This is a genomic window from Stenotrophomonas sp. GD03777, from assembly GCF_029842485.1.
In the GTDB taxonomy this organism is placed as follows: domain Bacteria; phylum Pseudomonadota; class Gammaproteobacteria; order Xanthomonadales; family Xanthomonadaceae; genus Stenotrophomonas; species Stenotrophomonas sepilia.
Genome location: NZ_JAOCGL010000009.1, coordinates 46,192 through 70,213, shown reverse-complemented (window position 1 = coordinate 70,213; position 24,022 = coordinate 46,192). Strand labels below are relative to the sequence as shown.

22 protein-coding genes, 1 pseudogene and 1 riboswitch are annotated in these 24,022 nt (G+C 66.5%); of the genes and pseudogenes, 13 read left to right on the top strand and 10 right to left on the bottom strand.

The window, feature by feature from the left end:
- Positions 1 to 132 precede the first annotated feature (132 nt).
- Positions 133 to 285: pseudogene (locus N5E02_RS04255) on the top strand (formyltetrahydrofolate deformylase); the annotation flags it as partial.
- Between the two features lie 207 nt (positions 286 to 492).
- Here N5E02_RS04255 and pncA read toward each other — a convergent pair.
- The 4 genes from pncA to N5E02_RS04235 form a co-directional block, all read right to left on the bottom strand.
- Positions 493 to 1,119, bottom strand: coding sequence for a bifunctional nicotinamidase/pyrazinamidase (gene pncA / locus N5E02_RS04250; protein ID WP_139726612.1), 627 nt, complete (start codon positions 1,117 to 1,119; stop codon positions 493 to 495).
- 55 nt (positions 1,120 to 1,174) lie between these two features.
- Complete coding sequence (locus N5E02_RS04245; RefSeq protein WP_061480745.1) at positions 1,175 to 1,846, bottom strand: epoxyqueuosine reductase QueH; 672 nt, start codon at positions 1,844 to 1,846, stop codon at positions 1,175 to 1,177.
- A 138-nt stretch (positions 1,847 to 1,984) separates the two neighbouring features.
- A riboswitch (cobalamin riboswitch) is annotated at positions 1,985 to 2,199 on the bottom strand.
- 98 nt (positions 2,200 to 2,297) lie between these two features.
- Positions 2,298 to 3,707 (bottom strand): nicotinate phosphoribosyltransferase, encoded by a 1,410-nt coding sequence (locus N5E02_RS04240; protein ID WP_065185587.1) that lies wholly within the window; start codon positions 3,705 to 3,707, stop codon positions 2,298 to 2,300.
- 64 nt (positions 3,708 to 3,771) lie between these two features.
- Positions 3,772 to 4,827 carry a bifunctional nicotinamide-nucleotide adenylyltransferase/Nudix hydroxylase gene (locus N5E02_RS04235; protein WP_088496981.1) on the bottom strand — a complete coding sequence of 352 codons (1,056 nt, stop codon included), beginning with the start codon at positions 4,825 to 4,827 and terminating at the stop codon, positions 3,772 to 3,774.
- Positions 4,828 to 5,060: 233 nt separating this feature from the next.
- Between N5E02_RS04235 and N5E02_RS04230 the strand changes: the two genes are divergently transcribed.
- Together N5E02_RS04230 and N5E02_RS04225 are read left to right on the top strand one after the other, a co-directional pair.
- Positions 5,061 to 6,908 (top strand): patatin-like phospholipase family protein, encoded by a 1,848-nt coding sequence (locus N5E02_RS04230; RefSeq protein ID WP_065178417.1) that lies wholly within the window; start codon positions 5,061 to 5,063, stop codon positions 6,906 to 6,908.
- A 43-nt stretch (positions 6,909 to 6,951) separates the two neighbouring features.
- On the top strand, positions 6,952 to 7,389 hold the full coding sequence (locus N5E02_RS04225; protein WP_065185588.1) for a hypothetical protein: 438 nt from the start codon (positions 6,952 to 6,954) through the stop codon (positions 7,387 to 7,389).
- 426 nt (positions 7,390 to 7,815) lie between these two features.
- Here the strand turns inward: N5E02_RS04225 and N5E02_RS04220 are convergent, their stop codons facing one another.
- The gene (locus N5E02_RS04220) at positions 7,816 to 9,183 is read right to left on the bottom strand and encodes a short-chain fatty acyl-CoA regulator family protein (RefSeq protein WP_065196016.1); all 1,368 of its coding nucleotides are present in this window, start codon (positions 9,181 to 9,183) and stop codon (positions 7,816 to 7,818) included.
- Between the two features lie 115 nt (positions 9,184 to 9,298).
- On the opposite strand from N5E02_RS04220, the gene N5E02_RS04215 reads away from it, so the two are divergent.
- Genes N5E02_RS04215 through mmsB form a run of 5 tightly spaced genes read left to right on the top strand, consistent with a single transcriptional unit; the run spans position 9,299 to position 14,838 of the window.
- Complete coding sequence (locus N5E02_RS04215) at positions 9,299 to 10,804, top strand: CoA-acylating methylmalonate-semialdehyde dehydrogenase (RefSeq protein WP_005420657.1); 1,506 nt, start codon at positions 9,299 to 9,301, stop codon at positions 10,802 to 10,804.
- 14 nt (positions 10,805 to 10,818) lie between these two features.
- The gene (locus tag N5E02_RS04210; RefSeq protein WP_065185591.1) at positions 10,819 to 11,985 is read left to right on the top strand and encodes an acyl-CoA dehydrogenase family protein; all 1,167 of its coding nucleotides are present in this window, start codon (positions 10,819 to 10,821) and stop codon (positions 11,983 to 11,985) included.
- A complete protein-coding gene (locus tag N5E02_RS04205; RefSeq protein WP_139726615.1) occupies positions 11,982 to 12,779 on the top strand; it encodes an enoyl-CoA hydratase in 798 nt (265 codons plus the stop codon). Before N5E02_RS04210 ends, N5E02_RS04205 begins: the two co-directional genes overlap by 4 nt.
- Positions 12,776 to 13,951, top strand: a complete 1,176-nt coding sequence (locus tag N5E02_RS04200; RefSeq protein WP_164093131.1) for an enoyl-CoA hydratase/isomerase family protein — start codon at positions 12,776 to 12,778, stop codon at positions 13,949 to 13,951. Before N5E02_RS04205 ends, N5E02_RS04200 begins: the two co-directional genes overlap by 4 nt.
- On the top strand, positions 13,948 to 14,838 hold the full coding sequence (mmsB, locus tag N5E02_RS04195) for a 3-hydroxyisobutyrate dehydrogenase (RefSeq protein ID WP_005420650.1): 891 nt from the start codon (positions 13,948 to 13,950) through the stop codon (positions 14,836 to 14,838). Before N5E02_RS04200 ends, mmsB begins: the two co-directional genes overlap by 4 nt.
- 318 nt (positions 14,839 to 15,156) lie before the next feature.
- On the opposite strand, the gene N5E02_RS04190 is transcribed toward mmsB, so the two are convergent.
- Positions 15,157 to 15,582, bottom strand: a complete 426-nt coding sequence (locus N5E02_RS04190; protein ID WP_004153735.1) for an organic hydroperoxide resistance protein — start codon at positions 15,580 to 15,582, stop codon at positions 15,157 to 15,159.
- A gap of 111 nt (positions 15,583 to 15,693) precedes the next feature.
- Complete coding sequence (locus N5E02_RS04185) at positions 15,694 to 16,674, bottom strand: cation transporter (protein ID WP_262089783.1); 981 nt, start codon at positions 16,672 to 16,674, stop codon at positions 15,694 to 15,696.
- 208 nt (positions 16,675 to 16,882) lie between these two features.
- On the opposite strand from N5E02_RS04185, the gene N5E02_RS04180 reads away from it, so the two are divergent.
- The 5 genes from N5E02_RS04180 to N5E02_RS04160 all read left to right on the top strand — a co-directional run bounded on the left by N5E02_RS04180 (position 16,883) and on the right by N5E02_RS04160 (position 22,890).
- Positions 16,883 to 18,337 carry a SulP family inorganic anion transporter gene (locus N5E02_RS04180; protein ID WP_065178425.1) on the top strand — a complete coding sequence of 485 codons (1,455 nt, stop codon included), beginning with the start codon at positions 16,883 to 16,885 and terminating at the stop codon, positions 18,335 to 18,337.
- Between the two features lie 155 nt (positions 18,338 to 18,492).
- Positions 18,493 to 19,086, top strand: a complete 594-nt coding sequence (locus tag N5E02_RS04175; protein ID WP_053498749.1) for a lysozyme inhibitor LprI family protein — start codon at positions 18,493 to 18,495, stop codon at positions 19,084 to 19,086.
- Between the two features lie 25 nt (positions 19,087 to 19,111).
- Positions 19,112 to 21,502: a peptidoglycan-binding protein gene (locus N5E02_RS04170; RefSeq protein ID WP_065178426.1), complete on the top strand. Its 2,391-nt coding sequence runs from the start codon at positions 19,112 to 19,114 to the stop codon at positions 21,500 to 21,502.
- 387 nt (positions 21,503 to 21,889) lie between these two features.
- Positions 21,890 to 22,471, top strand: coding sequence for a Panacea domain-containing protein (locus N5E02_RS04165; RefSeq protein WP_279945889.1), 582 nt, complete (start codon positions 21,890 to 21,892; stop codon positions 22,469 to 22,471).
- Positions 22,472 to 22,491: 20 nt separating this feature from the next.
- The gene (locus N5E02_RS04160; protein ID WP_279945888.1) at positions 22,492 to 22,890 is read left to right on the top strand and encodes a hypothetical protein; all 399 of its coding nucleotides are present in this window, start codon (positions 22,492 to 22,494) and stop codon (positions 22,888 to 22,890) included.
- On the opposite strand, the gene N5E02_RS04155 is transcribed toward N5E02_RS04160, so the two are convergent.
- The 3 genes from N5E02_RS04155 to N5E02_RS04145 are packed head-to-tail and all read right to left on the bottom strand — an operon-like array spanning position 22,887 to position 23,990.
- A complete protein-coding gene (locus tag N5E02_RS04155) occupies positions 22,887 to 23,105 on the bottom strand; it encodes a hypothetical protein (protein ID WP_279945887.1) in 219 nt (72 codons plus the stop codon). The genes N5E02_RS04160 and N5E02_RS04155 overlap by 4 nt on opposite strands.
- The gene (locus tag N5E02_RS04150; RefSeq protein ID WP_279945886.1) at positions 23,092 to 23,406 is read right to left on the bottom strand and encodes a hypothetical protein; all 315 of its coding nucleotides are present in this window, start codon (positions 23,404 to 23,406) and stop codon (positions 23,092 to 23,094) included. The genes N5E02_RS04155 and N5E02_RS04150 overlap by 14 nt, the downstream gene beginning before the upstream one ends.
- Complete coding sequence (locus N5E02_RS04145) at positions 23,403 to 23,990, bottom strand: hypothetical protein (protein WP_279945885.1); 588 nt, start codon at positions 23,988 to 23,990, stop codon at positions 23,403 to 23,405. The genes N5E02_RS04150 and N5E02_RS04145 overlap by 4 nt, the downstream gene beginning before the upstream one ends.
- Positions 23,991 to 24,022 lie beyond the last annotated feature (32 nt).

The window sequence follows — 24,022 nt, the reverse complement described above, 5'->3', positions numbered from 1 at the left end:
GAATCCTGATTTCATCCAATGAAAAGCCCCTGGTTCGGCCGTCCCGCGATCTGTAGGGGGGCGTAGTTAGGGGGCTGGATGAATCGATTGTGTTGTTGTGGGCAGGAGCGCGCAAGCGGCATAAGCGACGTGCAGGACGTGGCCCGCGTTGACCACGCCATGGCGCCGCGCGAGCTGGTGCGGCTGGGCAGCGACACCGAATCGCTGGTGCTGGCACGCGCGGTTCGCCGCCATGTGGAGCACCGCATCCTGCTCAATGGGCATCGCACGGTGGTGTTCCGGTAATCGCCCATCCCGCGTCCGCCGGGCATGGCCCGGCACTACCGAATCCTGATTTCATCCAATGAAAAGCCCCCGGTTCGGCCGTCCCGCGATCTATAGGGGGGCGTAGTTAGGGGGCTGGATGAATCGATTGTGTTGTTGTGGGCAGGAGCGCGCAAGCGGCATAAGCGACGTGCGCGGTAGCGCCGGGCCATGCCCGGCGGTCACGCCTCAGACGATCGCAATCCCCGCCTTGCCCAGCGCTTCGCGCACCACCGCGTCGTTGGCCTCGGTCACCGGCCGGGTCAGCTCCCACAGGAACTTCACCCGGAAGCCGGATTTCACCGCGTCCTGCGCGCTCCACAGCACGCAGTAGTCGCGGGCCAGGCCGCACACATGCACTTCGCGGATGCGGCGCTCATGCAGCCAGCCGGCCAGGCCGGTGGCCGGGCGCTCGCCATCGGGGCCGTGGTTCTCGCGGAAGGCGCTGTACGAATCCACCTGTGGGCGGGTGCCCTTGCGCAGGATCAGGTCGGCCACGGTCCAGTCCACGCCCGGGTGCAGGTCGGCACCCGCGCTGCCCTGCACGCAATGGTCGGGCCACAGGGTCTGTGGCTGCGCGTGCAGCAGGATGGTCTCGAACGGTCGCTTGCCGGGGTGCTGGCTGGCGAACGAGGCGTGGTCGGCCGGGTGCCAGTCCTGGGTCGCCACCACGGTGCGGTAGCGACGCTGTGCCAGCAGGTCGGCAATCGGTGCCACCAGCGCATCGCCCTGGTCGCAGGCCAGCGCACCGCCGGGCATGAAGTCCGGCTGCAGGTCGATCACCAGCAGGGCGACATCGGCGGGCAGGGCAATCATGGCAGATCCACTACATCAGAAGGAGCGACCAGCGTGGCCGCCCCATGCCTGCACGTCAATCGCCCTGCGGCGCCTCAGCGTCCTGCCCGTAGTACAGCAGGCCGATCCTGATCCGCTCGCGGCCGTTCTCGCGGCGGTGGCGGTTGGCATCGCGCAGCGAGTACACGCAGCCGCAGTACTCCTGCTGGTAGAACTGCTCGCGCTTGCTGATCTCGATCATGCGGCTGGCACCGCCGCCCTTGCGCCAGTTGTAGTCCCAGTACTGCAGGCCTTCATAGCGCGACGCCGCGCGGATGCCGCAGTCGTTGATCTGCGCCATGTTCTTCCAGCGCGAGATGCCCAGCGACGAACTGATGGTGTCGTAGCCGTGCTCGTGCGCGTACAGCGCGGTGCGTTCGAAACGCATGTCGAAGCACATCGTGCAGCGGATGCCGCGCTCGGGCTCGTTCTCCATGCCACGCGCACGGCTGAACCAGTTGTCGGTGTCGTAGTCGCAGTCGATGAACGGAATGCCGTGCTGCTCGGCGAAGCGGATGTTCTCCTGCTTGCGCAGCTCGTACTCCTTCACCGGATGGATGTTGGGGTTGTAGAAGAAGATCGCGTAGTCGATCCCGGAAGCGGTGATCGCCTCCATCACTTCGCCCGAGCACGGCGCGCAGCACGAATGCAGCAGCAGGCGCTTGCCATCGGCGGGCAGGGTCAGGGTGGGGCGTTGGAACTCGGTCATCGTGGCGTGCGTCAGGGCGTGGGAGCGGTCTGGCCGGTTACCGTGAACAGGACGCGCGCGGCCACGCCGCCTGTACGTGCAGGCGGGCGATGGCCCCGGCGCCCTCCCCGCGGAGAGTCCAGGTCGAATCAGGGGACGGTCGTGTCCCCCGGCCGGGGCCGGTATTCGGGCTGATGGACACGGGCCGCAGCCCACCTACTCCCTGCCGCTTCCCAGGCGCGAGCCCAGTGCTGTTGGCAGGATTCGTTTCCATTCACCGCTGCGGGGCAGCTCCGGAATGGGCGCACGAAGCGCCTTCACCGGATTCCCGTTTAACTTCCTGCCGCCATCCAGCCACGGCAGGGATACCTTCGGCGTGCCCACGGTGGACGCGTTGCCGGCGTGGGTCAAGGGGCACCGGGGTCGGAGCCCTTTGCGCTGCAACGGGATCCGACCCCGGTCGGGATGCGCCTCAACGCCCCGCCGCAGCCCGCGCGCGGATCTCATCCAAGCGCTGGTCGTGCAGCAGGCGCCCGTTCTCCCACACGGTCACCATCGCATCCTCGAAGCCGGTCGGCAGCGCCTCGTCACCGCTGGGAGGCAACGCCACCGTGTGCAGGCTGCCGTCATCCAGGCGCCGCAGCAGGCGCATGCGGCCACGCTTGCTGGCCTTGCCGGCATCGGTGACCGGGTCCTTGTAGACGTCGATCCACGCACCCTCGACCCGTGCTGCCGAGCACTTCAGCGCGAACTTCTGGGTGTCGCGGTCCAGTCGTTGCAGCAGGGCGCCGCCCATGCCGAAGGCCACGTTGTCGGCCGAATAGCCGTCGTCGGTGATGCGCTGCAGGATGGCGCGGATCGTATCCGGATTGATGCCATCACCCTGGATCACCCGAACGTGGTTGAGCACGCGGTAGCCCTTGCCGTTGAGGGTGTGGCCGAACGCTTCATCCAGCCGGCGCAGGCTTTCGGCCACCATGTCCACCGGGTCACCCGAGTCGGGGCGGATGACCAGGGTGGCGCCCGAAGCGATCACTTCATCACGCAGCGTCGTGCCCCAGTGCTCACTGATCGCGCGGTAGATGTCATAGCTGTCCGACACCACTGCCACGATCGCGCCCGGCTTGCCGAACTGGCGCAGCATGTTGCGGTAGGCGTCCACTTCGCGCTCGCGGCCCCAGCTGGTGATGGTGCTGTGCTCGGCGGCAGGAATCGAATAACCGGCCATTGGCGCGTGATAGTGCGCGCGGGCCAGGCACAGGGCCGATACGGTGTCGGTGCCGAGGAAGTTGACCAGGTGTGCGGCACCGCCCAGCGCGGCCGATTCCAGGCTCGATACCCCGCGCGCGCCGAAGTCGTGCAGCTTGAACGGCAGCTGCCCCTGCGGATCGTCGCTGGTCCGCTGCAGGAACGCAGCAATGGTCTGCCGTGCATGCCAGCTGATGGTGGCCACGGTGACCGGGTACCACACGCGCAGCAGCAGTGTTTCCAGGTACGACGGCACCCAGAATGCAGCCGGGTCGGTCGACTCGACGGTCATCAGTGCCTGGTGGGTGGGTACCACGCTACCCTCGGGCACGGCACGGATGCGCACCGGCAGGTGGCCGCCGAGCCGATCGACGATATCGCGCCAGCCGGCTTCGTTGAACGGCTCGCCATGGGCGGCGAATACCGCAGCTGCGTCGTCGATGTCGGCGTGGGTGACCGGCCGTGCCAGGGCGTCCTTGAGGATCGCCTGCAGGCCGAAGAACACCGTGCGATCGTGCAGGCCGCCACGTGATTCCACGTAGAAGAACGTGGCATCGGTACCCGGCGGGTACTGCAGCCAATGGCTGGCCTTGTAGCTGTCGGTGTTGAGGAGAAGGTTATCGAGGTAGTGCATGACGGAAGCTCCTTCGCGTCGAGTGACACCAGCGGTCTATCCGCCAGTGGGAAAACCGGGCCGGTCAGCCGCGGCCGAGGAAATACTCCAGGATGTGCAGGTGGTCTTCGAACAATTGCGGGCCCATGTCCAACGCTTCACTCACCGGTATCCAGCGCGCCTTGTCGGCGTCGTCGCCACCGCGCACCGGCGGCAGGTCGCCGGCCGGGAATTCGAAGTGGAAACCGTGGGTGATGGTGCGGCCGCGCTGGCTGCGGTCGGGGTGGTCGAATACCTGCTGGCCCTTCAGCGAACCCTTCAGCACCGGCAGCGGAATCTTCAGACGGGTTTCCTCGCGCAGTTCGCGCAGGCAACTGTCCAGCAGGCTCTGCTCCTGGCCAACGAAACCGCCGGGCAGCGCCCACAGGCCCTTGCCGGGCTCCGAACGGCGCCGTACCAGCAGCACGTGGCCCGAATGCACCACCACCGCATCGGTGGTGACGAAGGTGGGCGCGTAGGGCGCATCCTTCCAGGCGGCCTTGTACTGTTCGATGAAGCGGTACTCGGCCACCAGCTGGGCATACGCAGGCGCGCTTTTGCGGAACGCTTCGAGCATGTCGTACACCGGCGCCGGCACATTGCCACGCAGCATCAGCAGCGCGCCGTGGAAGTCGACGTCGCCGGCTTCGAACAGGTAGCGCCGCAGCTCGGTGGCCGACAGGGTGGCGGTGTGCTGCACGTCCACCAGCGGCCATTGCGGGAACTCCCGCAGGTAGTAGCTGGAGGCATCCTTGTCCATGCCGATCAGGCCCACCTTTGCATCGGCGGCGGCACCGTCGTTGCGCAGGGCGTCGGCCACCTGGCGCTGCACGTTGGCGATCCACTGTGCTTCGTTGTACAGGTGGTCACGCAGCGGGCGGATCAGCAGGCGGTCGGTGTGGCCATCGAGGGCGGCCTGGATCATCACGGCGCGTTCGGCCACGGTCCAGGGATTGCGGAGGCTGCGGGGGGTATCGGCAGAGCCGACCAGGAAGATCAGCTTGCGGGCCCGGCTCAGGGCCAGGCGGGCAACGGCGGCGTGGCCGTTGTGGAAGGGCTCGAATCGCCCGATGAAGACGAGATAGTCGAATTCCATGAGAATCCCTCATGTCGTTGTGGCAGCCGCGGGTCTGTCCCTTGGCTTGCTGCAGATGCTACGCCGATGGTGTAGCCGGTCAAGCCTGCAGGCCTGCCATCTGCTGAACGCCGCAGATTCCTGCCCGGACTGCGGTGGTGTTCTCAGGCCCTGAGAAGCCGCTGCGCCATACTGGCATCCACGCGGCGGACGGTAGGCTCGGGGGCAAGACGGTGGCGGACAAGTACTGCGATCTGGTCATGAAAGGCGGCATCACCAGCGGCATCGTGTACCCCAACGCGGTACTGGCGCTGGCACGCGAGTATCGGTTCAAGAGCATCGGCGGCACCTCTGCCGGCGCCATCGCTGCGGCGGTGGCGGCTGCGGCGGCATACGGTGATCGGCGCCAGCAGGCCGGCGAGCACCTGCCCGGTGATGCCGGTTATGGCGGGCTGTCGGCGGTGTCGGCGCAGTTGTCGCGGCGGGGGTTCATCTACAGCCTGTTCCAACCGGCGCGGGGCGCGCGTGCGGCCTATCGGCTGCTGGTGGTGCTGACCGGCAATGCCAGCTTGCCGCACAAACTGCTGTGCCTGGCGGTGGCGGTATTCGAGATCGCGCCGCTGGAAGTGCTGGTGTCGCTGGCGCTGCTGCTCGGTTTGGGCGGGTGGGGCGGTGGTTGGAGCGGCGTGGCCGCGACGCTGCTGCCGTCGCTGCTGTGCGCCTACGGTGCAGGCGTGGCCGGAGCCGCGCTGCGCGTGGCGCGCGTGGCCCGGCGCAACCTGCTGGGCCTGTGCAGTGGCCTCGGTCGCGATGCACGTAAACCGGCATTGACCGAGTGGCTGCATGAATGCCTGCAGCAGTTGTCCGGCAAGCCGCTGGATGCACCGCTGACCTTTGCCGACCTGCATGACGCGCCGCGCTATGCCGGCGAGCCGGACAGCCCGCATGCGATCAGCCTGCAGATGATCACCACCTGCGTATCGCACAACGAACCACGCACACTGCCGCTGGGCGGCGCGCAGTTCTGGTTCCTGCGCGAGGAGTTCGAGCAGTTGTTCCCCGCCAGCGTGGTGCAGTGGCTGGTGACGCAGGCCGGCCCGCCGCTGGAGGTGGAAGGGCGCCGGTACTACCACCTGCCGCAGGGTCCGAAGCTGCCGGTGCTGGTGGCCACGCGCATGAGCCTGAGCTTCCCGTTGCTGATCAGCGCGGTGCCGCTGCATGAGCCCTCGCGCCGCGAACGCCGCTGCGAACCCACTGCACCTGCCGCCGATCAGGAACACAACGTGGCCGACAGCATGGAAGGGCTGACCAGCGCCGGGCAGACCTGCGGCCCGGTGATTACCGCGTTCCGCATCTGCTGGTTCTCCGATGGTGGCATCAGCAGCAACTTCCCGATCCATCTGTTTGATGCCGCGCTACCGCGCTGGCCGACCTTCGCCATCAACCTGGTCTACCCGCAGCATGCCGAGGACGTGGGACGTGGCAGTGATGGCCGACAGGCGCTGGAACGTGCCGTGTTCCTGCCCACCGAAAACCGCCACGGTTGGCAACGGCATTACCAGTCCATTGCCACGCCGCTCGCCGCAGCCGAGCTGGGGCGCTTCCTGTTCGCAGTCGTGGCGACCATGCAGAACTGGCGTGACCTGCTGCAGGCACGCGCGCCGGGTTACCGCGACCGTATCGTGCACGTCAGCCTGCAGGGCGACGAAGGCGGCATGAACCTGGACATGCCGCAGGAGGTGCTGACCCGCATCGCCGACAAGGGCAGCCTGGCGGGCGCGCGCTTCTGTTCGTTCTCGTTCGGGAACCACTACTGGATCCGCTGGCGCAACCTGGCCTCGGCCTATCAGCGCTACACGTTGGAAGTGGCGCGTACCGACGACCCGGCGCAGCAGGTGCTGGCCTATCGCGCGGCGTACTCGATGGTTGCCCGTGGCGAGCCGGCACCGCCGTCGTACAAGCTCGGCTCGGAAGACAAACGTCGCGGCTCGCAGCAGCTGTGGGCGCAGATGGTCGAGCAGGGCCGCACGTGGGAAGACCTTGGCCCGGACCTGACCGACGGCGCACCGCGCCCGCTGCCGCAGATGAAGGTGACGCCGATCTACTGAGCGCGATCGATACAATCGTGCTTCATGTCGCAAGGAGCTGTGGATGTCTGCCCGCCAGGAACTGCTGGATCTGCTTGAACGCCTCGATACTCGCGACCCGGAACACCTGCCGGTGGTGCCACTGGCTGCGTACTTCGAAGGCAATGATTTCGAAGAATGCATCGCGCCCAACCAATGGGGTTTCGGCCGCCCGCCGATTGCCGAGCTGTACGCGCGCCTGGCCGTGATTGCAGCGAAGCCTGAAGTGGAAGGCGTGTACGTCGGCCTGCACCAGGACTGGGGCAGTGCATTGGAAGACGACAGCGAATGGCCTGCTGCGGAGAACGTGCATGTGCTGACCAGTGCCGACGTCGAGACCGTGGAAGGCTGGCTGCAGGGTCTGGAATGCGACGGTGTGGGCGAAGGCTGGCCGTACGGCCAACACATCGACGCACCTGTGCCCTCGGAAGGCCACCGCGTACTGACCGTGTTCTGGGACTAAAACGCGCCAACCAGGGTTGGCACCTACCAGTAGAGCCACGCCACGCGTGGATGCATTCCAAAATGAGAATTCATCCGGATGGGGTGGGTCCGGTGGCAGGGGCGTGAGCCGCATGGGCCCGAGGCGTGCCTCGGGCGGGTTGGGCAGGACGCCCAACCCCGCTCTTGCCGTGTGCGCAGGACAGCGCACACGAGCAAGCGGCGACCGAGCTTACATGGGTGAGGACGCTTTGCTTGCGAAGCACTGCTTCGCAAGCGCCCGAACGCACAGCCGCCAGCGGCTGGGCCGGGCCCCGGAGGGGTACTTGCAGCGTCCCCTGCAACCGGACCCACCCCGCCAACCCACGGAATGCCCGCTTTTGCCTTTGAGGTTGCCGGCCAGCGGCCGGCACTACCGCAGGTGCGGGGCGCAGCTCTGCAAAACCCCCTACCTGCCCGGCAACTGCGCGAACGCACGCTGCATGCAGTCCTCGCGTGGGCACACCCGGCAACCCGGTCCGATCGAAACCGAGTTCCCTGGGCTCTGCACATCCAGCCCCAGCGAATACACCATGCGTTCGGCATGCTGCAGATCGCAGCCCAGCGCCACCGCGAAGGTCTTGCGGGGCTGGCCATGGCCCACCGGGCCACTGCTGACCTGCCGCGCCAGCCAGAAATGGCGGCGGCCATCGGGCATGCGCGCGGTCTGGGTAAGGATGCGGCCTGGCTGGTTGAACGCCTCGTAGACGATCCATAGCGGGCACGAGCCGCCCACCTGCGAGAAGTGGAAGTCGGTGGCCGAATGGCGCTTGGATACGTTGCCCGCGCGGTCCACGCGGATGAAGAAGAACGGCAGGCCGGGCGCACTGCGCCGTGCCAGCGTGCTCAGCCGGTGGCAGACCGCCTCGAAGCCGACGCCGAACTGGTGCGCCAGCAGTTCGATGTCGTAGCTGCTGGCCTCGGCCGCACGCAGGAAGCGCATGTAGGGCATGACCAGCGCGCCGGCGAAGTAGTTCGAAAGACCCACCCGCGCCTGCGCGATGCGCGCGTCATCGGTGAAGCCCGCACGCGCCACCACCGCGTCGATCTGCGGCAGGTAGCCGTGCAGGGCCAGTTCGGCGGCCATCTGGAACGCCTGCTGGCCTGGCTCCAGGTAGTCCGGCAGCCACAACCGGCGCGTGCCGGCATCGTAATGGCGCTTCTCGCGCCCGGCCTGCAGTGCGGCCACTTCCACCAGCACGCCGTGGCGGTCGGCCAGCAGCTGGCGCAAGCGCGGCGCCACATGCCCAGGCGATAGCCCCCACTCGGCGAACAGGCGCTCGGCCAGTTCGTCCAGCTCGGGAATATGGTTGTGCATGCGGTTGAAGAACTCGCGTACCTGGTCGCCGGCCGGCAGGGTGCTGCCGGCGCCGGGCTCGCCCAGCTGGAATTCCAGCGCGGCGGCATGCTCGCGCAGTGCCAGGTGGCGGCGGTGCAGGTCCAGCAGCGCACGGCTGACCTGCGGCAGGTTGCCCGCCAGGGTGCGCAGTTCGGTGGCGCTGACTTCGGCCAGGCCCAGGTCGCGCAGGGTCTCGCCCAGCGCTTCCTGCAGCGCGGCGGGCTCATCTTCGTCGAACAGTGCGGAAACATCGCCGAGTACCTGGCCCAGCTTCTTCTGCACGGCCGGGGTCAGTGGGCGCTTGTTGCGCTCGATCTGGTTCAGGTAGCTGGCCGACAGCCCTAGCGCCCGCGCCAGGTCAACCTGGCTGTAGCCGCGCTGTTCGCGCAACCGCCGCAGGCGCAGGCCGAGTTGCCGCTGGGGAGCTGAGGGATTCACAGAATTAACAGGAATCGTGGGGCGTGTTGGCCAGATTAAGCGGATTCAGCCCAGAAATCGAGCTGGGTGCTGTGAATAATGCCAAGCATCTTTCGCACCCTGTGGGATTGTCGTCATGACTGTTGCAGCGCCCCGTATCCGCATGCTGATCGATGGCCAGTTCGTTGAATCGGCCACCTCCCACTGGCAGGACGTGATCAATCCGGCCACCCAGGACGTGCTGGCCAAGGTGCCCTTCGCCACCACCGGCGAAGTGGACGCCGCCGTCGCCGCCGCCAAGGAAGCCTTCAAGACCTGGCGCAAGACCCCGATCGGCACCCGCGCGCGCATCTTCCTGAAGTACCAGCAGCTGATCCGCGAGAACATGAGCGAGCTGGCCCACATCCTCACCGCCGAACAGGGCAAGACTCTGCCCGACGCCGAAGGCGATGTGTTCCGCGGCCTGGAAGTGGTCGAGCACGCCGCCGCCATCGGCAACCTGCAGCTGGGCGAGCTGGCCAACAACGTGGCCAATGGCGTGGACACCTACACGATCATGCAGCCGCTGGGCGTGTGCGCCGGCATCACACCGTTCAACTTCCCGGCGATGATCCCGCTGTGGATGTTCCCGATGGCGATTGCAACGGGCAACACCTTCATCCTCAAGCCGTCCGAGCAGGACCCGATGGTGACCATGCGCCTGGTCGAGCTTGCCCTGGAAGCCGGCATTCCGAAGGGCGTGCTGAACGTCGTCCACGGTGGCGAAGAAGTGGTCAACGCGATCTGCGACCACCCGGACATCAAGGCCGTGTCGTTCGTCGGTTCCACCCGCGTCGGCACCCACGTCTACAACCGCGCCTCGCTGGCCGGCAAGCGCGTGCAGTGCATGATGGGCGCCAAGAACCACGCCGTGGTGCTGCCGGACGCCAACAAGGAACAGACCCTCAACGCGATGGTCGGTGCCGCCTTTGGTGCCGCGGGCCAGCGCTGCATGGCCGCCTCCACCCTGGTGCTCGTCGGTGAGGCGCGCAACTGGGTGCAGGACCTGGTCGAAAAGGCCAAGACGTTGAAGGTCAGCGCCGGCACCGTGTCCGGCACCGACGTCGGCCCGGTCATTTCCTGCAGCGCCCGCGAGCGCGTGGAAGGCCTGATCGCCTCGGGCGTGGAGCAGGGCGCCAAGCTGGTACTCGACGGCCGCAACCCGCAGGTCGATGGCTTCGAGAAGGGCAACTTCGTCGGCCCGACCATCTTTGCCGGTGTCACCACCGACATGCGCATCTACCAGGAAGAAATCTTCGGGCCGGTGCTGGTCATCCTCGAAGCAGAAACGCTGGAAGACGCCATCGCGATGGTCAACAGCAACCCGAACGGCAACGGCACCGCACTGTTCACCCAGTCCGGCGCGGCCGCGCGCAAGTTCCAGGAAGACATCGACGTCGGCCAGGTCGGCATCAACGTGCCGATCCCGGTGCCGGTGCCGCTGTTCTCGTTCACCGGTTCGCGCGCCTCCAAGCTGGGTGACCTGGGCCCGTATGGCAAGCAGGTGGTGCTGTTCTACACCCAGACCAAGACGGTCACCGCGCGCTGGTTCGATGACGAGACGCTGAGCCACGGCGTCAACACCACGATCAGCCTGAAGTAACGGCAGGAGCAGCCATGAGCCACTCGATGACGACGGAACTGGAAGAAGCGCAGCAGGCGTACCGCGAGGCGGCGCGCGACTTCGCACAGGCCGAACTGGCGCCACACGCCGCGCGATGGGATGCGGAGGGCATCTTTCCGCGCGAGGCGATCGCCAAGGCCGGTGAACTGGGCTTCTGCGGTCTGTACATGGACCCGGAAGTGGGCGGCAGCGGCCTGAGCCGGCTGGACGCCGCCGTCGTCATCGAGGAGCTCGCCAACGTCGATCCGTCGACTGCGGCCTACATCAGCATCCACAACATGGCCTCGTGGATGGTGTCCACGTGGGGCCAGCCAGCACTGCGCGATGCGTGGGGCACTGACCTGTCCTCGGGCAACAGGCTGGCCTCGTACTGCCTGACCGAACCGGGTGCCGGCTCCGATGCGGCCTCGCTGAAGACCACCGCCGTGCGCGACGGCGATCATTACGTGCTGAACGGCTCGAAGGCCTTCATCTCCGGCGCCGGTGCCACCGAACTGCTGGTGGTGATGGCACGTACCGGCGGTGCCGGTGCCGGCGGCGTCAGCGCCATTGCAGTGCCGTCGGACCTGCCGGGCATCAGCTTCGGCCGCAAGGAAGAGAAGATGGGCTGGAACAGCCAGCCCACCCGTGGCATCACCTTCGAAAACGTCCGCGTGCCGGTCAGCCACCTTCTGGGAGAGGAAGGCGGCGGCTTCAAGCTGGCGATGAAGGGGCTTGATGGTGGCCGCATCAACATTGCCGCCTGCTCGCTGGGTGCCGCGCAGGGCGCGCTGGATGCCGCGCGCCGCTACATGGGCGAGCGCCGCCAGTTCGGCAAGGCGCTGGCCGAGTTCCAGGCGCTGCAGTTCAAGCTGGCCGACATGGTCACCCAGCTGGTGGCCGCGCGGCAGATGGTGCACACCGCCGCACGCAAGCTCGATGCCGGGGCCAGCGATGCCAACGTATGGTGCGCGATGGCCAAGCGCTTCGCCACCGATGCCGGCTTCAACGTCTGCAATGAAGCGCTGCAGATCCACGGTGGCTACGGCTACATCCGCGAGTACCCGATCGAGCGCCTGCTGCGTGACTGCCGCGTGCACCAGATCCTGGAAGGCACCAACGAGATCATGCGGGTGATCGTTGCCCGTCACCTGCTCAACACCGAAGAGGAACTGCGATGAAGGATTGGCGTACCCAGGAGCACGTGGGCCTGAAGGTCGAGGCCGACGGCCACACCGCCGTGGTCACCCTGAACAACCCGCCGGCGCACACCTGGACCGTGCACAGCCTGTCGGCGCTGCGCGACCTGGTCGGCGCGCTCAACGCAGACCGTGACGTCTACGCACTGGTGATCACCGGTGACGGCGAGAAGTTCTTCTCCGCCGGTGCCGACCTCAACCAGTTCGCTTCCGGCGACAAGGCCGCAGCGCGCGAAGCCGCGCGCCGTTTCGGCGAAGCCTTCGAGGCGTTGTCCGGTTTCCGTGGCGTGTCGATCGCCGCGATCAACGGCTACGCGATGGGCGGAGGCCTGGAATGCGCACTGGCCTGCGACCTGCGCATCATCGAAGAGCACGCCCAGGTGGCGCTGCCGGAGGCCACCGTCGGCCTGCTGCCGTGCGCCGGTGGCACCCAGAACCTGCCGCGCCTGGTTGGCGAAGGCTGGGCCAAGCGCATGATCCTGCTGGGTGAGCGCATCAACGCCGAGACCGCGCTGCGCATCGGGCTGGCCGAAGAAAAGGTCGGCAAGGGCGAAGCCAAGGCACTGGCGCTGGAATGGGCGAAAAAGGCCGGCAAGCAGAGCCCGACCAGCATCGCCGCCTGCAAGACCCTGGTGCAGTCCACCCGCACCGGCACCCACGCCTCGGCGCTGGTGGCCGAGCGCGAAGCCTTCGTCGACCTGTTCGACACCGCCGACCAGGTCGAGGGCGTGACTGCCTTCCTGGAAAAGCGCGCCGCGCAGTGGAAGAACGCATGAGCGCCGACACCGCTGCCGACGACGCACCGGTGCTGTTCGAGGAGCGCGTGGCCGGTAACGGCGTGCGCATCGGCCTCGCCACGCTCAACGCGCCGCGCACGCTCAATGGCTTCTCGCTGCCGATGGCACACCTGCTGCTGGAGCAGTTGAACGCTTGGGCCGACGACGACGGCATCGCCATGGTGGTGCTGCAGGGTGCTGGCGAAAAGGCGTTCTGCGCTGGCGGCGACCTGCACAGCCTGTACAAGGCCATGGTCGCCTTCCGTGAGGACGGCCGCAGCGACATCCGCGAGAACGACTACGCCGCCGAGTTCTTCGACGTCGAGTACCGCGTCGATTACCTCATCCACACCTATACCAAGCCGATCCTGTGCTGGGGCCACGGCATCGTGATGGGCGGCGGTATCGGCCTGATGTCCGGCGCCAGCCACCGCGTGGTCAGCGAGCGCTCCAAGCTGGCCTTCCCGGAAATCACCGTTGGCCTGTTCCCGGATGTCGGTGGCAGCTGGCTGCTGCCGCGCGTGCCGGGCAAGGGCGGCCTGTTCCTGGCCCTGACCGGCGCGTTGCTCAATCCGGGCGATGCCATCTATGCCGGCCTGGCCGATGTGCACGTGGCTGAAGAACGCCGCAGCGCGGTGTTCGATGCGCTGCTGCAGGTGGCCTGGTCCAGTGATTCCGCACACAACCACGAACGCCTGACCCATCTGCTGCAGTCGCATGCCAGTGATGCTGCGACCGGTCCGCTGCTGGCCAACGCGGCGCAGGTCGATGCGTTGTGCGAAGGCGATGACCTGCCCGCGATCATCAAACGCATCAGCGCGCTGCAGACCGACGATGCCTGGCTGCAGGCGGCACAGAAGACGCTTGCCGCCGGCGCGCCCGGCTCGGCACGTCTGGCGTTCGAGCTGCAGCGCCGCAGCGCCGGCCAGGACCTGGCCAGCGTCTACCGGCTGGAGTACATCACCGCGCTGCACTGCGCCGCCCACGGCGATTTCGCCGAAGGCATCCGCGCACTGCTGATCGACAAGGACCGCAATCCGCAGTGGAACCCGGCCACCCTGGCCGAGGCCACCGGCGCGTGGGCCGACACCTTCTTTGCTTCCCCCTGGGCCGCTGCCGCGCATCCGCTGGCCGACCTGGGCACTCCCCTTGTTGAAAGGAGCCTTGCATGAGCCGCATTGCATTCATCGGGTTGGGCAACATGGGTGGCCCGATGGCCGCCAATCTGGTCAAGAACGGCCACACCGTGCGCGTGTTCGATCTGGTCCCGGCTGCGGTGCAGGCCGCCGTCGATGCCGGTGCCAGCGCGGCGTCGTCGGCACGCGACACCCTGGCCGATGCGGAAGTCGTGATCTCGATGCTGCCGGCCAGCCGCCACGTCGAAGGCGTGTACCTGGGCGATGACGGCATCCTCGCCGCCATCCCAGCGGGTGCACTGGTCATCGACTGCAGCACGATCGCACCGGCCAGTGCCCGCAAGGTTTCCGAAGCGGCCGCCGCGCGTGGCCTGCAGATGATCGACGCGCCGGTCTCCGGCGGTACCGCGGGCGCCCAGGCCGGCACCCTGACCTTCATCGTCGGTGGCGAAGAGGACGCGCTGGAACGCGCTCGCCCGGTGCTGCAGGCGATGGGCAAGAACATCTTCCATGTCGGCGCCAGCGGTGCCGGCCAGGTCGCCAAGCTGTGCAACAACATGGCGCTGGGCGTGATCATGGCGGTGACCGGTGAAGCCATCGCGCTGGGTGTTGCGCACGGGCTGGACCCGAAGGTGCTGTCGCAGATGATGGCGGTCAGCACCGGCCGCAGCTGGGCCACCGAAGTGTGCAACCCGTGGCCGGGCGTGCTGGAAAATGCGCCGGCCTCGCGCGGCTACAGCGGCGGTTTCGGCAGCGATCTGATGCTGAAGGACATGGGCCTGGCGGTGGAAGCGGCGATGAGTGTCGGCGCCTCGATCCCGCTGGGCGAAGTGGCCCGCAACCTGTACTCGATGAACCACCAGGCCGGCCGCGGCAAGCTGGATTTCTCCAGCGTCGTGCAGCTCATCACCAGCGACCGGTAACCGGTCGCTGGTCCGCGCATTCCACCTTATCCCCGCGCCGTTGGCGCACCCCCTTGAACAACAAGGGGGCTCTCCTCCAGAAGGATGGATGCGCGCCGTAGCGAATGCGTCCCCGGCCACGTGCCGGGGCCCACCCGAGGTGGGATGGGCGGATGCTCGGTTTCGACCGGCATCCGCCCATTTTTTTGGGGGGGCTGATCACTGGGGTCGGATCCCTTTCGCAACGCGAAAGGGCTCTGACCCCATATAGCCGTGCCGGGCCTGGGATGGGGTCAGAGCCCTTTGCTGTTGGCAAAGGGATCCGACCCCGGCGCTGCATCAGGCAACGATCAGCGTCACGTCGATGTTGCCGCGGGTGGCATTCGAGTACGGGCACACGATGTGCGCCTTCTGCACAAGCTCTTCGACCTGCTCGCGCGGCACGCCCGGCACGTTGATGGTCAGCTCGGCCTCGATGCCGAAACCGGTCGGGATCTGACCGATGCCGACCTTGCCGGTGACGGTGGTGTCGGCCGGCAACGCGACCTTGGCCTGGCCGGCCACGAACTTCAACGCGCCCAGGAAGCAGGCCGAGTAGCCGGCGGCGAACAGTTGTTCCGGGTTGGTGCCCGGGCCGCCGGCGCCGCCCAGCTCGCGCGGGGTCGACAGCTGGATGTCCAGCACGTTGTCGGAGGAGACGGAACGGCCTTCGCGGCCGCCGGTAGAGGTGGCCTGGGCGGTGTACAGAACCTTTTCGATGGACATCGGGATGCTCCTGGTCAGTGGGTGGGTGTTGCGTTGGAGCCTACTTTGCCCGCTTTCCGCGTACGTTGGGTTGCAACGCGTACGAAAAACTTGATCAATCGTCCTGCCGGCCTAGATCGTCCACTCGCGGTCGGTGGTGAACATGATGGTCAGCCAGCGGTCCGGCGAGGCCTCGCCCAGCGCTTCGCCGATCTCGTCGCGCAGCCGGTCCCATTCCACCAAGGGCCGCGGCGGGTCGTCTTCCGGCACCACAAAGAACAGCTCGATCTGCTCGCCACGCCCCACCTGCGCGACGTAGCTGCGGTGCTCAACGAAGCCGTGCCTGGCCACGATCGCGCGTGCCACCGCATCCACATGCGCCTGCAGTTCCGGCGGGGTGACCAGCAGGATGCCGGCCAGCGCCCGGCGCACGGTGCCGAGCGGGGCGATCATCACCAGCACGCAGACGAAGGCGAGGATGGCCGGGTCGATGTACGGCCCGACCCAGGCCCAGGAGGTGCCCTGCACCAGCACGCCGCCGAGGAAGGCCAGCAGGTAGCAGGCCGACATGCTGGCCGCGATCACCCAGTTTTTCGCATCCAGTGCGATGAACTCCGAGCCGATGCGGCGGTTGGCGCGCAGCACGAACCAGGCCAGCGCACCTTCGCCGACGATCGACAACCCGGCGAAGGCGATGGCCGGACCGAGCGCGATGTGGCGGCCGCCGGACATCAGCGCGTCGACCGCATTGACCAGCGCATACAGCGCAGCGCCGATCATCAGCGTGCCGCTCACCCCCAGCACGATCGGCTCCAGGTGCCAGAAGCCCATGGTGAAGCGCTGGTTGAGCCGCGACTGCAGCGCGTCGGTGCTGGTGGACAGTGCGATCAGCCGCGCGACCAGCAGTGACAGCCAGGTCATCACCACATCGATCAGGCCGTAGATGCCGTCGAAGATGATCAGCGAGGAATTGGCCAGCAGGCCGAACACCACCGCTGCCGCGGCCAGCAGCAGTGAGGCGGCGATGGACAGGCGCAGCACGCCTTGTTCGGTGGCGGGATCGAAGAACTGTGCGTGGTCGGTGGCCATGGCGCGATTGTAGAGCGGAGCCATGCTCCGCTGCCGTTGCGGACTGTCGACGCTGTCCCTTGGCAGCCCTGTGCCGTAGACTGCGTCCCTCCCACGTACCGATTCCCGCCTGCAGTGATCACGCCACCCTGACCCTTGCCGCATCTCGGCAGCCGGCCCGCCCGGCTCAGGAACCCGCGTCTTTCCACTGCAGCGCCATGCGGCCACGCCCGCGTGCGCGCGGAGTTTTTCCATGCAAACGTCCTACCCCCTGCGCCAGCAATGGCTCGGCAACATCCGTGGTGATCTGCTGTCCGGCATGGTCGTCGCCCTGGCCCTGATTCCCGAGGCCATCGCCTTCTCGCTCATCGCCGGCGTCGACCCCAAGGTTGGCCTGTACGCCGCGTTTTCCATCGCGGTGGTCACCGCCATCGCTGGCGGCCGGCCGGGCATGATCTCCGCCGCCACCGGTGCAATGGCGCTGGTGATGGTCGACCTGGTCAAGGACCATGGCCTGCAGTACCTGTTCGCCGCCAGCATCCTGGCCGGCCTGCTGCAGGTGCTGGCCGGTGTGTTCAAGCTTGGGTCGCTGATGCGATTCGTCTCGCGCTCGGTCATCACCGGCTTCGTCAACGCGCTGGCGATCCTGATCTTCCTGGCGCAGATGCCGGAACTGATCGGCCGCGGTCCCACCGTCTACGTGCTGTGTGCCGCCGCACTGGCGATCATCTACCTGCTGCCGCGCCTCACCCGCGCTGTGCCTTCGCCGCTGGTGGCAATCGTCGTGCTCACCGCCGTAGTGATCGGCTTTGGCGTGGACGTGCGCAGTGTTGGTGACATGGGCCAGCTGCCGGACAGCCTGCCGCAGTTCCTCATCCCCGATGTACCGCTCAGCTGGGAAACGCTGCGCATCCTGCTGCCGGTGTCGGCCACGCTGGCCGTGGTCGGCTTGCTCGAATCGATGATGACCCTGCAGATCGTCGAGGACATCACCGAGACGCCCAGCGAGCGCAACCGCGAATGCGTCGGCCAGGGCGTGGCCAACACGGTCACCGGGTTCCTCGGCGGAATGGCCGGCTGCGCGATGATCGGCCAGTCGGTCATCAACGTGACGTCTGGTGGCCGCGGCCGCCTGTCCTGCCTGGTGGCCGGCGTGCTGCTGCTGGTGCTGGTGGTGTACGGCAGCGACCTGGTGCGGCAGATCCCGATGGCTGCGCTGGTGGCGGTGATGATCATGGTCAGCATCGGCACTTTCAGCTGGCGCTCGCTGCGCGACCTGCGCACGCATCCGCGCAGTTCCTCGGCCGTGATGTTGCTGACCGTGGTGGTCACCGTGGCCACCCACGACCTGGCCAAGGGCGTGCTCAGTGGCGTGCTGCTGTCGGCGCTGTTCTTCGCCCGCAAGGTCGGCCGCATGCTGGAGGTGCAGCGCGAGGATGCCGGAGACACGCAGGTCTACCGCGTACGCGGGCAGGTGTTCTTTGCGTCTGCCGGCCAGCTGGGCGCGGCGTTTGACTACCAGCACGTCGCGCCGAAGGTGCAGATCGACCTGCGTGACGCCCACCTGTGGGACCTGACCGCAGTGGCCGCGCTGGAACGTGCGCAGGAAAAGCTGGCCGCGCATGGGGCGGAGGTGGTGGTGGTAAGCCTCAATGTGGCTAGCCAGACGCTGATCGAACAGGTGGGCGGGCGCGCGGGCGGGCATTGAGGCTTACGCATCCTGCTTCTGCGACGAGGTGCACGCATTCTGAATCCGGTCAGGCATCTGAAACCGGCGCTCGCGTAGCATGCGTTTCCTGATGGGGCCGATGGACGGCCCCGCGTTGACGGGCCACGCGCCTGGATGCCAAGGAGATGCAAGCAATGCAGGGAATAAACCACCTTCCAGCGGCCCCCCGTGAAACGTTCGGCAAGGCTGGGGCCATCGCCCTTGCGCTGGCCTTTGGCCTCAGCCTGGCGGCATGCCAGGCCAAGAGCCCGGAGGCGGATACGGCAGCTGCTCCCGCGGCCGCCGCGCCGGCCACTGCATCGCCGCCCGCCACTGCAGAGCCTGCACGTGCCGCACCTGCCACGACGGTGGCCGATGCCGATGACCAGGACATGCCGCCGCAGCGCCCGGATGATTCCTACAACAAGGCGACGTTGCGGCCGCAGTATGCTGCATGCGTGAGATCCAGCGGCGGCGAGACATCGGCACTGCAGGCGTGTGGTGATGACGAGCTTGCTTGGCAGGAGCAGCGGCTCGAGCAGGCTTTCATGAAGATCGTTGACGGCCCCGATGGCAAGGACAAGGACAGGCTGATGGACGAGCAGGCTGCCTACATGTCCGATACCAATCGCTACTGCAGCTGGAACCCTGCCGAAGACGGGCAGGGGCAGATGCTGGACGCGCAGTCCTGCCGGATCAATCGCACCGCCAACCGTGCCGATGTGCTGCAGGCACTGACCTCAAAGTAAATCCCCCGCAAAGGAGTGCAGGAAGATGGATGTTGTGACCCAGGCAAAGCAGGCAATGGACAGCTGGCATCGCGGCCAGACGTCGGCGCATTTCGAAACCGGAGGTCGTGGCCCCGGCCACGTTTCCACCGGCAGGGGCGACCATGGTGGCGTGTCGTATGGCAGTTACCAGTACGCCACCAACGTTGGCGGCGTGGACGAATACGTCGCCGCCTCGCGCTATGGCAACCGCTTCAACGGCCTGCAGGCAGGAACCCCGGCCTTCACCGAACGCTGGAAGGAAGTGGCGGCGGCCGATCCGGCAGGGTTTGCCAGGGATCAGCACGACTTCATCCAGCACCAGTACTACGACGTGCAGATGGGCCGCCTGAAGGATGTAGGCATTGATCTTTCCGGCCGTGGTCCGGCCGTGCAGGACGCGCTGTGGAGCACCTCGGTGCAGTACCGCGGCATGACACGTTCGGTGTTCCAGAAGGGTCTCCAGCAAGCCTACAGCGAAGACTTCAAGCTGGCTGAGCTGAGTGACGAGCAGATTGTCCGCGCGGTGCAGGACTACAAGCACGCCAACGTGCAGTCGCACTTCCAGAGCTCGCCCACCCTGTGGGATTCGCTGCGTGATCGTGCGCTCACCGAGAAGAACGCGCTGGTCGGGCTGGCGCGCTACGACCAGGTCAACCAAAACCCCGAGGCTTACCGGGGCAAGGATTACCAGCAAGCGTTCGGTGAACCTGAGCCGGGCCGGCGCGGGCAGCGCGCGGCCGCATCGGCGATGGCCGACGGCGTGCTGGCACCCGGCGAGCACGGTACCGAGGTCCAGGCCCTGCAGGCCAAGTTGATCCAGGCCGGCCATACCGGCCGCAACGGGCAACCTCTGACAGCCGATAGCCACTACGGTGCCAACACCGAGCATGCAGTGCGCGAGTTCCAGCAGGCGCATGGGCTGACCGTTGATGGCAAGGCCGGCCGGCAGACCCTGCAGGCTCTGGATACGGTGGTACGCGAGCACACGCCGGCGCAGCCTGTGGCACCGGCCACGCCTGCTGCGGCACCCGCACCCGCGACTGCGCGCGAACCCGATGCCGCTGCCGCACCCGGTGGCCAGCGCATCGTCGTGGTCGAACCCTTTGGCAACGGCAGCAGCAACCGCACACTGCGTCATGGCACCAGTGGCGAGGATGCCTACCGCGAACTGAAGATCCATCACCCCAACACCAACGCCGAGGCCGTGCGCACCGGCAATGCCGCCAAGGCTGACCGCCCGTCGGCAATGGTCGAGGGCGAGCTGGAAACGGTGCGGACCCGTGGTGATCGCAACGGCATTCCGCTGGTGCACAAGGATCTGATCCTGAGTACTTCGCGCGGCGACCGGGAAGTGATGATTCCCAATCCGGTCGCGGGCTACGTGCAGGTCAACAACGACAAGTGGAACTCCATCAGCATCTGGAGCCATCCGGCCGGGCATCCGCAGCGTGAACTGGTCGGGCAGGTGCTGCATGGTGCACGTGGAAGCACCCCCTACAAGACTGGTGATTTCGTCGAGTACGGCGCGCCGTTGATCCGCCAGTCCGATGCCGGCACCCCGGGTGCCGTGCACGCACATATCGAGCTCGAGCCGGACCAGTACCGCAGGTTCCTGGGTGACATGCTCAATGACCGCATCACCCTGGGCGGCAAGGTCCACGCGCAGGGCCCCGAGGCCGCGCAGGCCGCACGCAGTGCACAGCAGGCGCCGATGGCCGATGGCGTGCTGAAGCAGGGCGAGCGCGGCGATGAGGTCAAGGCCTTGCAGGGCAAGCTGGCGGCGCTGGGCTATGCCGGGGCCGATGGCAAGCCGCTGCACGCCGATGGTGTGTATGGCAAGGACACCTTTGCGGCGGTCAAGCAGTTCCAGGCCAACAACGGCCTGGACGACGATGGCAAGGCAGGCCGCAAGACCCTGGCGCAGGTCGATGCCCCCAACGCGGTCAAGGCCGGTACCCCGCCGGCGGCACCGGCCCGGGCCGAGCCCGCAGAGCCGGCCAGCATGCGCGACCCCGGGCACGCCGACAACGCGCGCTTCGGCCAGGCGCTGGGCAAGCTGCAGGCGCTGGAGCAGCAGCGTGCCCAGGCCGGCCTGAAGCCACTGTTCGCCAACCCGCAGGAGGTTGAGCGGGCGGCCGGCCAGCTGGCGTACGAAAGCAAGGTGTCCGGGATGCGCCAGATCGACCACGTCGTGGCCCGCCCCGACGGCACCGGTCTGTTTGCGGTGCAGGGCGAGCTGGGCGACCCGGCGGCGCAGCGGACCTTCGTCGACCGCCAGCAGGCGGTATCGCACTCGGTCGAGGCCAGCAGCCGGCAAAGCGAAGCGCTGGACAGCCAGTTCAACCAGCGTGCGCAGGAGCAGCAGCAGGAACAGGTGCGCAACCGCGGGTTGTAAGCCACGCGGCGACCCCGGGGCCGGTCGAGCGGCCAGTCCCGGCGCCACCCGCCGCCGTTCAGCCGTCCGGTGTAAACTATTGATCTCACTGGCAATGCCAGTCTCCGCGATCAACACCCCGATGACGTCCGCCACCGCCCGCTACGCCGATTCCCTGCGCCTGTCCGTGGCCCCCATGATGGATGGGGCGGATTCTTTCTGAATTCAATTAGTTAGGCGATGGCTGGTGCACTGGTGGTGCACCCTTCGGAGGCAGTCACTCAATGTTCGTCTCGCAATGGTTGAGACAACGTTGTTCTACTATGCAGGAAATGAGGGAGTGCGCAGGAAGCGCACTCAGCATTTGCGACGTGCAAATGCATGTGTAATCACTGAGAGGACGTAGTCATGGCTACGCAAAAGGCGCTTCGCAATTTTGACGTGCCGAAAGCCATCGCAGCAATTGGCATGTTTGTGAAGGGAACTGGCGAAACGCTGTACCCGATCATGAAGATGATGTATCTGGCTGATAAGCGCCATCTGCATGAGTATGGCCGTTTTATCGTGGGCGACGAGTATTGCGCGATGGCTCAGGGGCCAGTTCCCAGCTTGTCATACGACATGCTCAAGAGAGCGAAAGTCGGCACACCGAAGGGTGATGCACTCGACGCGGCAATTGATTTTTTTGATTACCTCGCAGACCACCACATCGCGCTCAAGCAGGAGCCGGATTTGGAGGAACTCAGCGTTTCTGAGCTGAACTGCATACAGGCAATTATTGACGCATACCGAAACGTCGGCAAATGGGCGGTCAAAGACCTGTCCCATGACGAAGCGTGGCGACTTGCGTGGGCCAATAAGCCAACACAAGCGAAGCGCGGTGGATACATCGAGCCGAAGTCTATCGCTGAGACCCTTGAGGGTGGCGACAGGCTGATAAGGCACCTCATAGATGCACACCCCGGTGAGGCGAAGCTCCGACACGGATAACGGGACTGGGCAGGGAAGCGATGGCAGCAGTAGGCGACGTGTACTTTCTTCGGTGTAAGAACTGCAATCCGCCGAAGGATAAGTTCTTTGTGGTTGCGCTGGCGGAGCCTCTAAAGCTCTTCCTAATCAACTCTGAAATGACAGATTTCCAGCGTGTAAGGCGTGAGCATGTGGTTGCGCAAGCACATATCGCTGTTGCTGAGCATGGATTTCTTGAGTACGACAGCTTGATCGGCTGCGACTGGTTGTCACACGAGTACAGCACTGAGGACCTGGAGCGGGTCCTCGCCATTGATGAGCGCTACAGGTATGTAGGTAGCTTGAGCATGGCGGCACGCCAAGCGGTAGCAGCCGCGCTCCAGGGTAACGTGCACATTGCGGGGAAGTGGCTCAAGCAGATCAAGGAACACTGGCCTTAACTTCTTGTGTTCCTCTGCACGTCCCACCATGAGGCCACATCTCTCACGTCGATAACGCCATTGATCGGCCTGGGCGCATCGCCTCTCGCAATCCAATTCTGCACGGTTTTCATCGTCATCTTCGGCAGGAATTCCTCTCGGAACTTTTCCACGGTCATCGTGGGGCCGTACTGCCCGTAGAGCAGCCAGAAGGTCGAGTGTTCAGCTGCGGCCATTCCCTGCTCCTACCGCGCGCTGCCGCGTTGATTCTTCTCCCAGGGTGAGCTTGAACTGCAGCACGTTGTCGGTCGCTTCTGGCGCCGTCGCAGGTCGCGCGCTGCGCTCGGGACGGTTGAGCCGGCGCCACGCTGCGATGGCCTTGTCGGGATCGGCATGCTTGCTGGTCGACCTGCAGGCGCACTCGACCAGGTGGCCACCGCCGGCGGACGCGCAGCGCTTGTCGTGGATGTGGCGCGCGCGGTGGCCGGCGGCGCAGTTCGGCAACCCTTCCGGGTGGCTGATATGTTCCTGGGTCATGGCTTGTTGCACTCCTCGATGTGGGCCTGGAGCTTTTCCAGCAGGAAGGCGGCTTGCGCTGCACGGTGGCGGCGGTCGTAGGCGTTGAGGTTGGCCGGCGCATCCCTGAGCCACTCCAGTGGCTCGACCAGCCATTTCGGATCGAACGGGAGTAGGGTGCGCGGGTCGACCTTCCTGTCGGGCGGGAAGCAGTCCGGGCCGGCCCAGTCCTCGCTCTCGCCGCAGCGGACACACACGCGCTGCTGGAAGTCGTGGATCTTCTCGGGCTGGATGACGCGCGGGGTTTCCCACAGAGCGCGCACGACCCAGCCGCGCTTGGCGGCGTGATAGAAGTGCTCAGGGGTGGCAGTCACCCAGCATCCGGGCCCCACGTCGTTCTTGTTGCGGTACTCCCAGCGCACGGGCGGTTGCGAGTACAGCTCCTGCAGGAGGGTGTCGCCCCACTCGCGAACCTGGTCGGCAGAGATTGGCGCGCCGGCGGCGCCCAGGCGGCGCATGGTGGTGACGACTGCAGCGACGGGCGACGATGCCCTGGTGGCCTCGGCCACCGCGCGTTGGTCGGTGGGGAAGCTAATTTCACCCATGGAAGCGGTCCCTCCGGACAGGAGTCGCGGCC

Coding starts and splice junctions, on each gene's coding strand:
- N5E02_RS04185 (WP_262089783.1), bottom strand. CDS start 16,674: ATGGCTCCGCTCTACAATCGCGCCATGGCCACCGACCACGCACAGTTC.
- N5E02_RS04210 (WP_065185591.1), top strand. CDS start 10,819: ATGAGCCACTCGATGACGACGGAACTGGAAGAAGCGCAGCAGGCGTAC.
- N5E02_RS04230 (WP_065178417.1), top strand. CDS start 5,061: ATGAAAGGCGGCATCACCAGCGGCATCGTGTACCCCAACGCGGTACTG.
- N5E02_RS04175 (WP_053498749.1), top strand. CDS start 18,493: ATGCAGGGAATAAACCACCTTCCAGCGGCCCCCCGTGAAACGTTCGGC.
- N5E02_RS04165 (WP_279945889.1), top strand. CDS start 21,890: ATGGCTACGCAAAAGGCGCTTCGCAATTTTGACGTGCCGAAAGCCATC.
- N5E02_RS04150 (WP_279945886.1), bottom strand. CDS start 23,406: ATGACCCAGGAACATATCAGCCACCCGGAAGGGTTGCCGAACTGCGCC.
- N5E02_RS04180 (WP_065178425.1), top strand. CDS start 16,883: ATGCAAACGTCCTACCCCCTGCGCCAGCAATGGCTCGGCAACATCCGT.
- mmsB (WP_005420650.1), top strand. CDS start 13,948: ATGAGCCGCATTGCATTCATCGGGTTGGGCAACATGGGTGGCCCGATG.
- N5E02_RS04190 (WP_004153735.1), bottom strand. CDS start 15,582: ATGTCCATCGAAAAGGTTCTGTACACCGCCCAGGCCACCTCTACCGGC.
- N5E02_RS04200 (WP_164093131.1), top strand. CDS start 12,776: ATGAGCGCCGACACCGCTGCCGACGACGCACCGGTGCTGTTCGAGGAG.
- N5E02_RS04145 (WP_279945885.1), bottom strand. CDS start 23,990: ATGGGTGAAATTAGCTTCCCCACCGACCAACGCGCGGTGGCCGAGGCC.
- N5E02_RS04225 (WP_065185588.1), top strand. CDS start 6,952: ATGTCTGCCCGCCAGGAACTGCTGGATCTGCTTGAACGCCTCGATACT.
- N5E02_RS04160 (WP_279945888.1), top strand. CDS start 22,492: ATGGCAGCAGTAGGCGACGTGTACTTTCTTCGGTGTAAGAACTGCAAT.
- N5E02_RS04240 (WP_065185587.1), bottom strand. CDS start 3,707: ATGCACTACCTCGATAACCTTCTCCTCAACACCGACAGCTACAAGGCC.
- N5E02_RS04215 (WP_005420657.1), top strand. CDS start 9,299: ATGACTGTTGCAGCGCCCCGTATCCGCATGCTGATCGATGGCCAGTTC.
- N5E02_RS04170 (WP_065178426.1), top strand. CDS start 19,112: ATGGATGTTGTGACCCAGGCAAAGCAGGCAATGGACAGCTGGCATCGC.
- pncA (WP_139726612.1), bottom strand. CDS start 1,119: ATGATTGCCCTGCCCGCCGATGTCGCCCTGCTGGTGATCGACCTGCAG.
- N5E02_RS04155 (WP_279945887.1), bottom strand. CDS start 23,105: ATGGCCGCAGCTGAACACTCGACCTTCTGGCTGCTCTACGGGCAGTAC.
- N5E02_RS04205 (WP_139726615.1), top strand. CDS start 11,982: ATGAAGGATTGGCGTACCCAGGAGCACGTGGGCCTGAAGGTCGAGGCC.
- N5E02_RS04245 (WP_061480745.1), bottom strand. CDS start 1,846: ATGACCGAGTTCCAACGCCCCACCCTGACCCTGCCCGCCGATGGCAAG.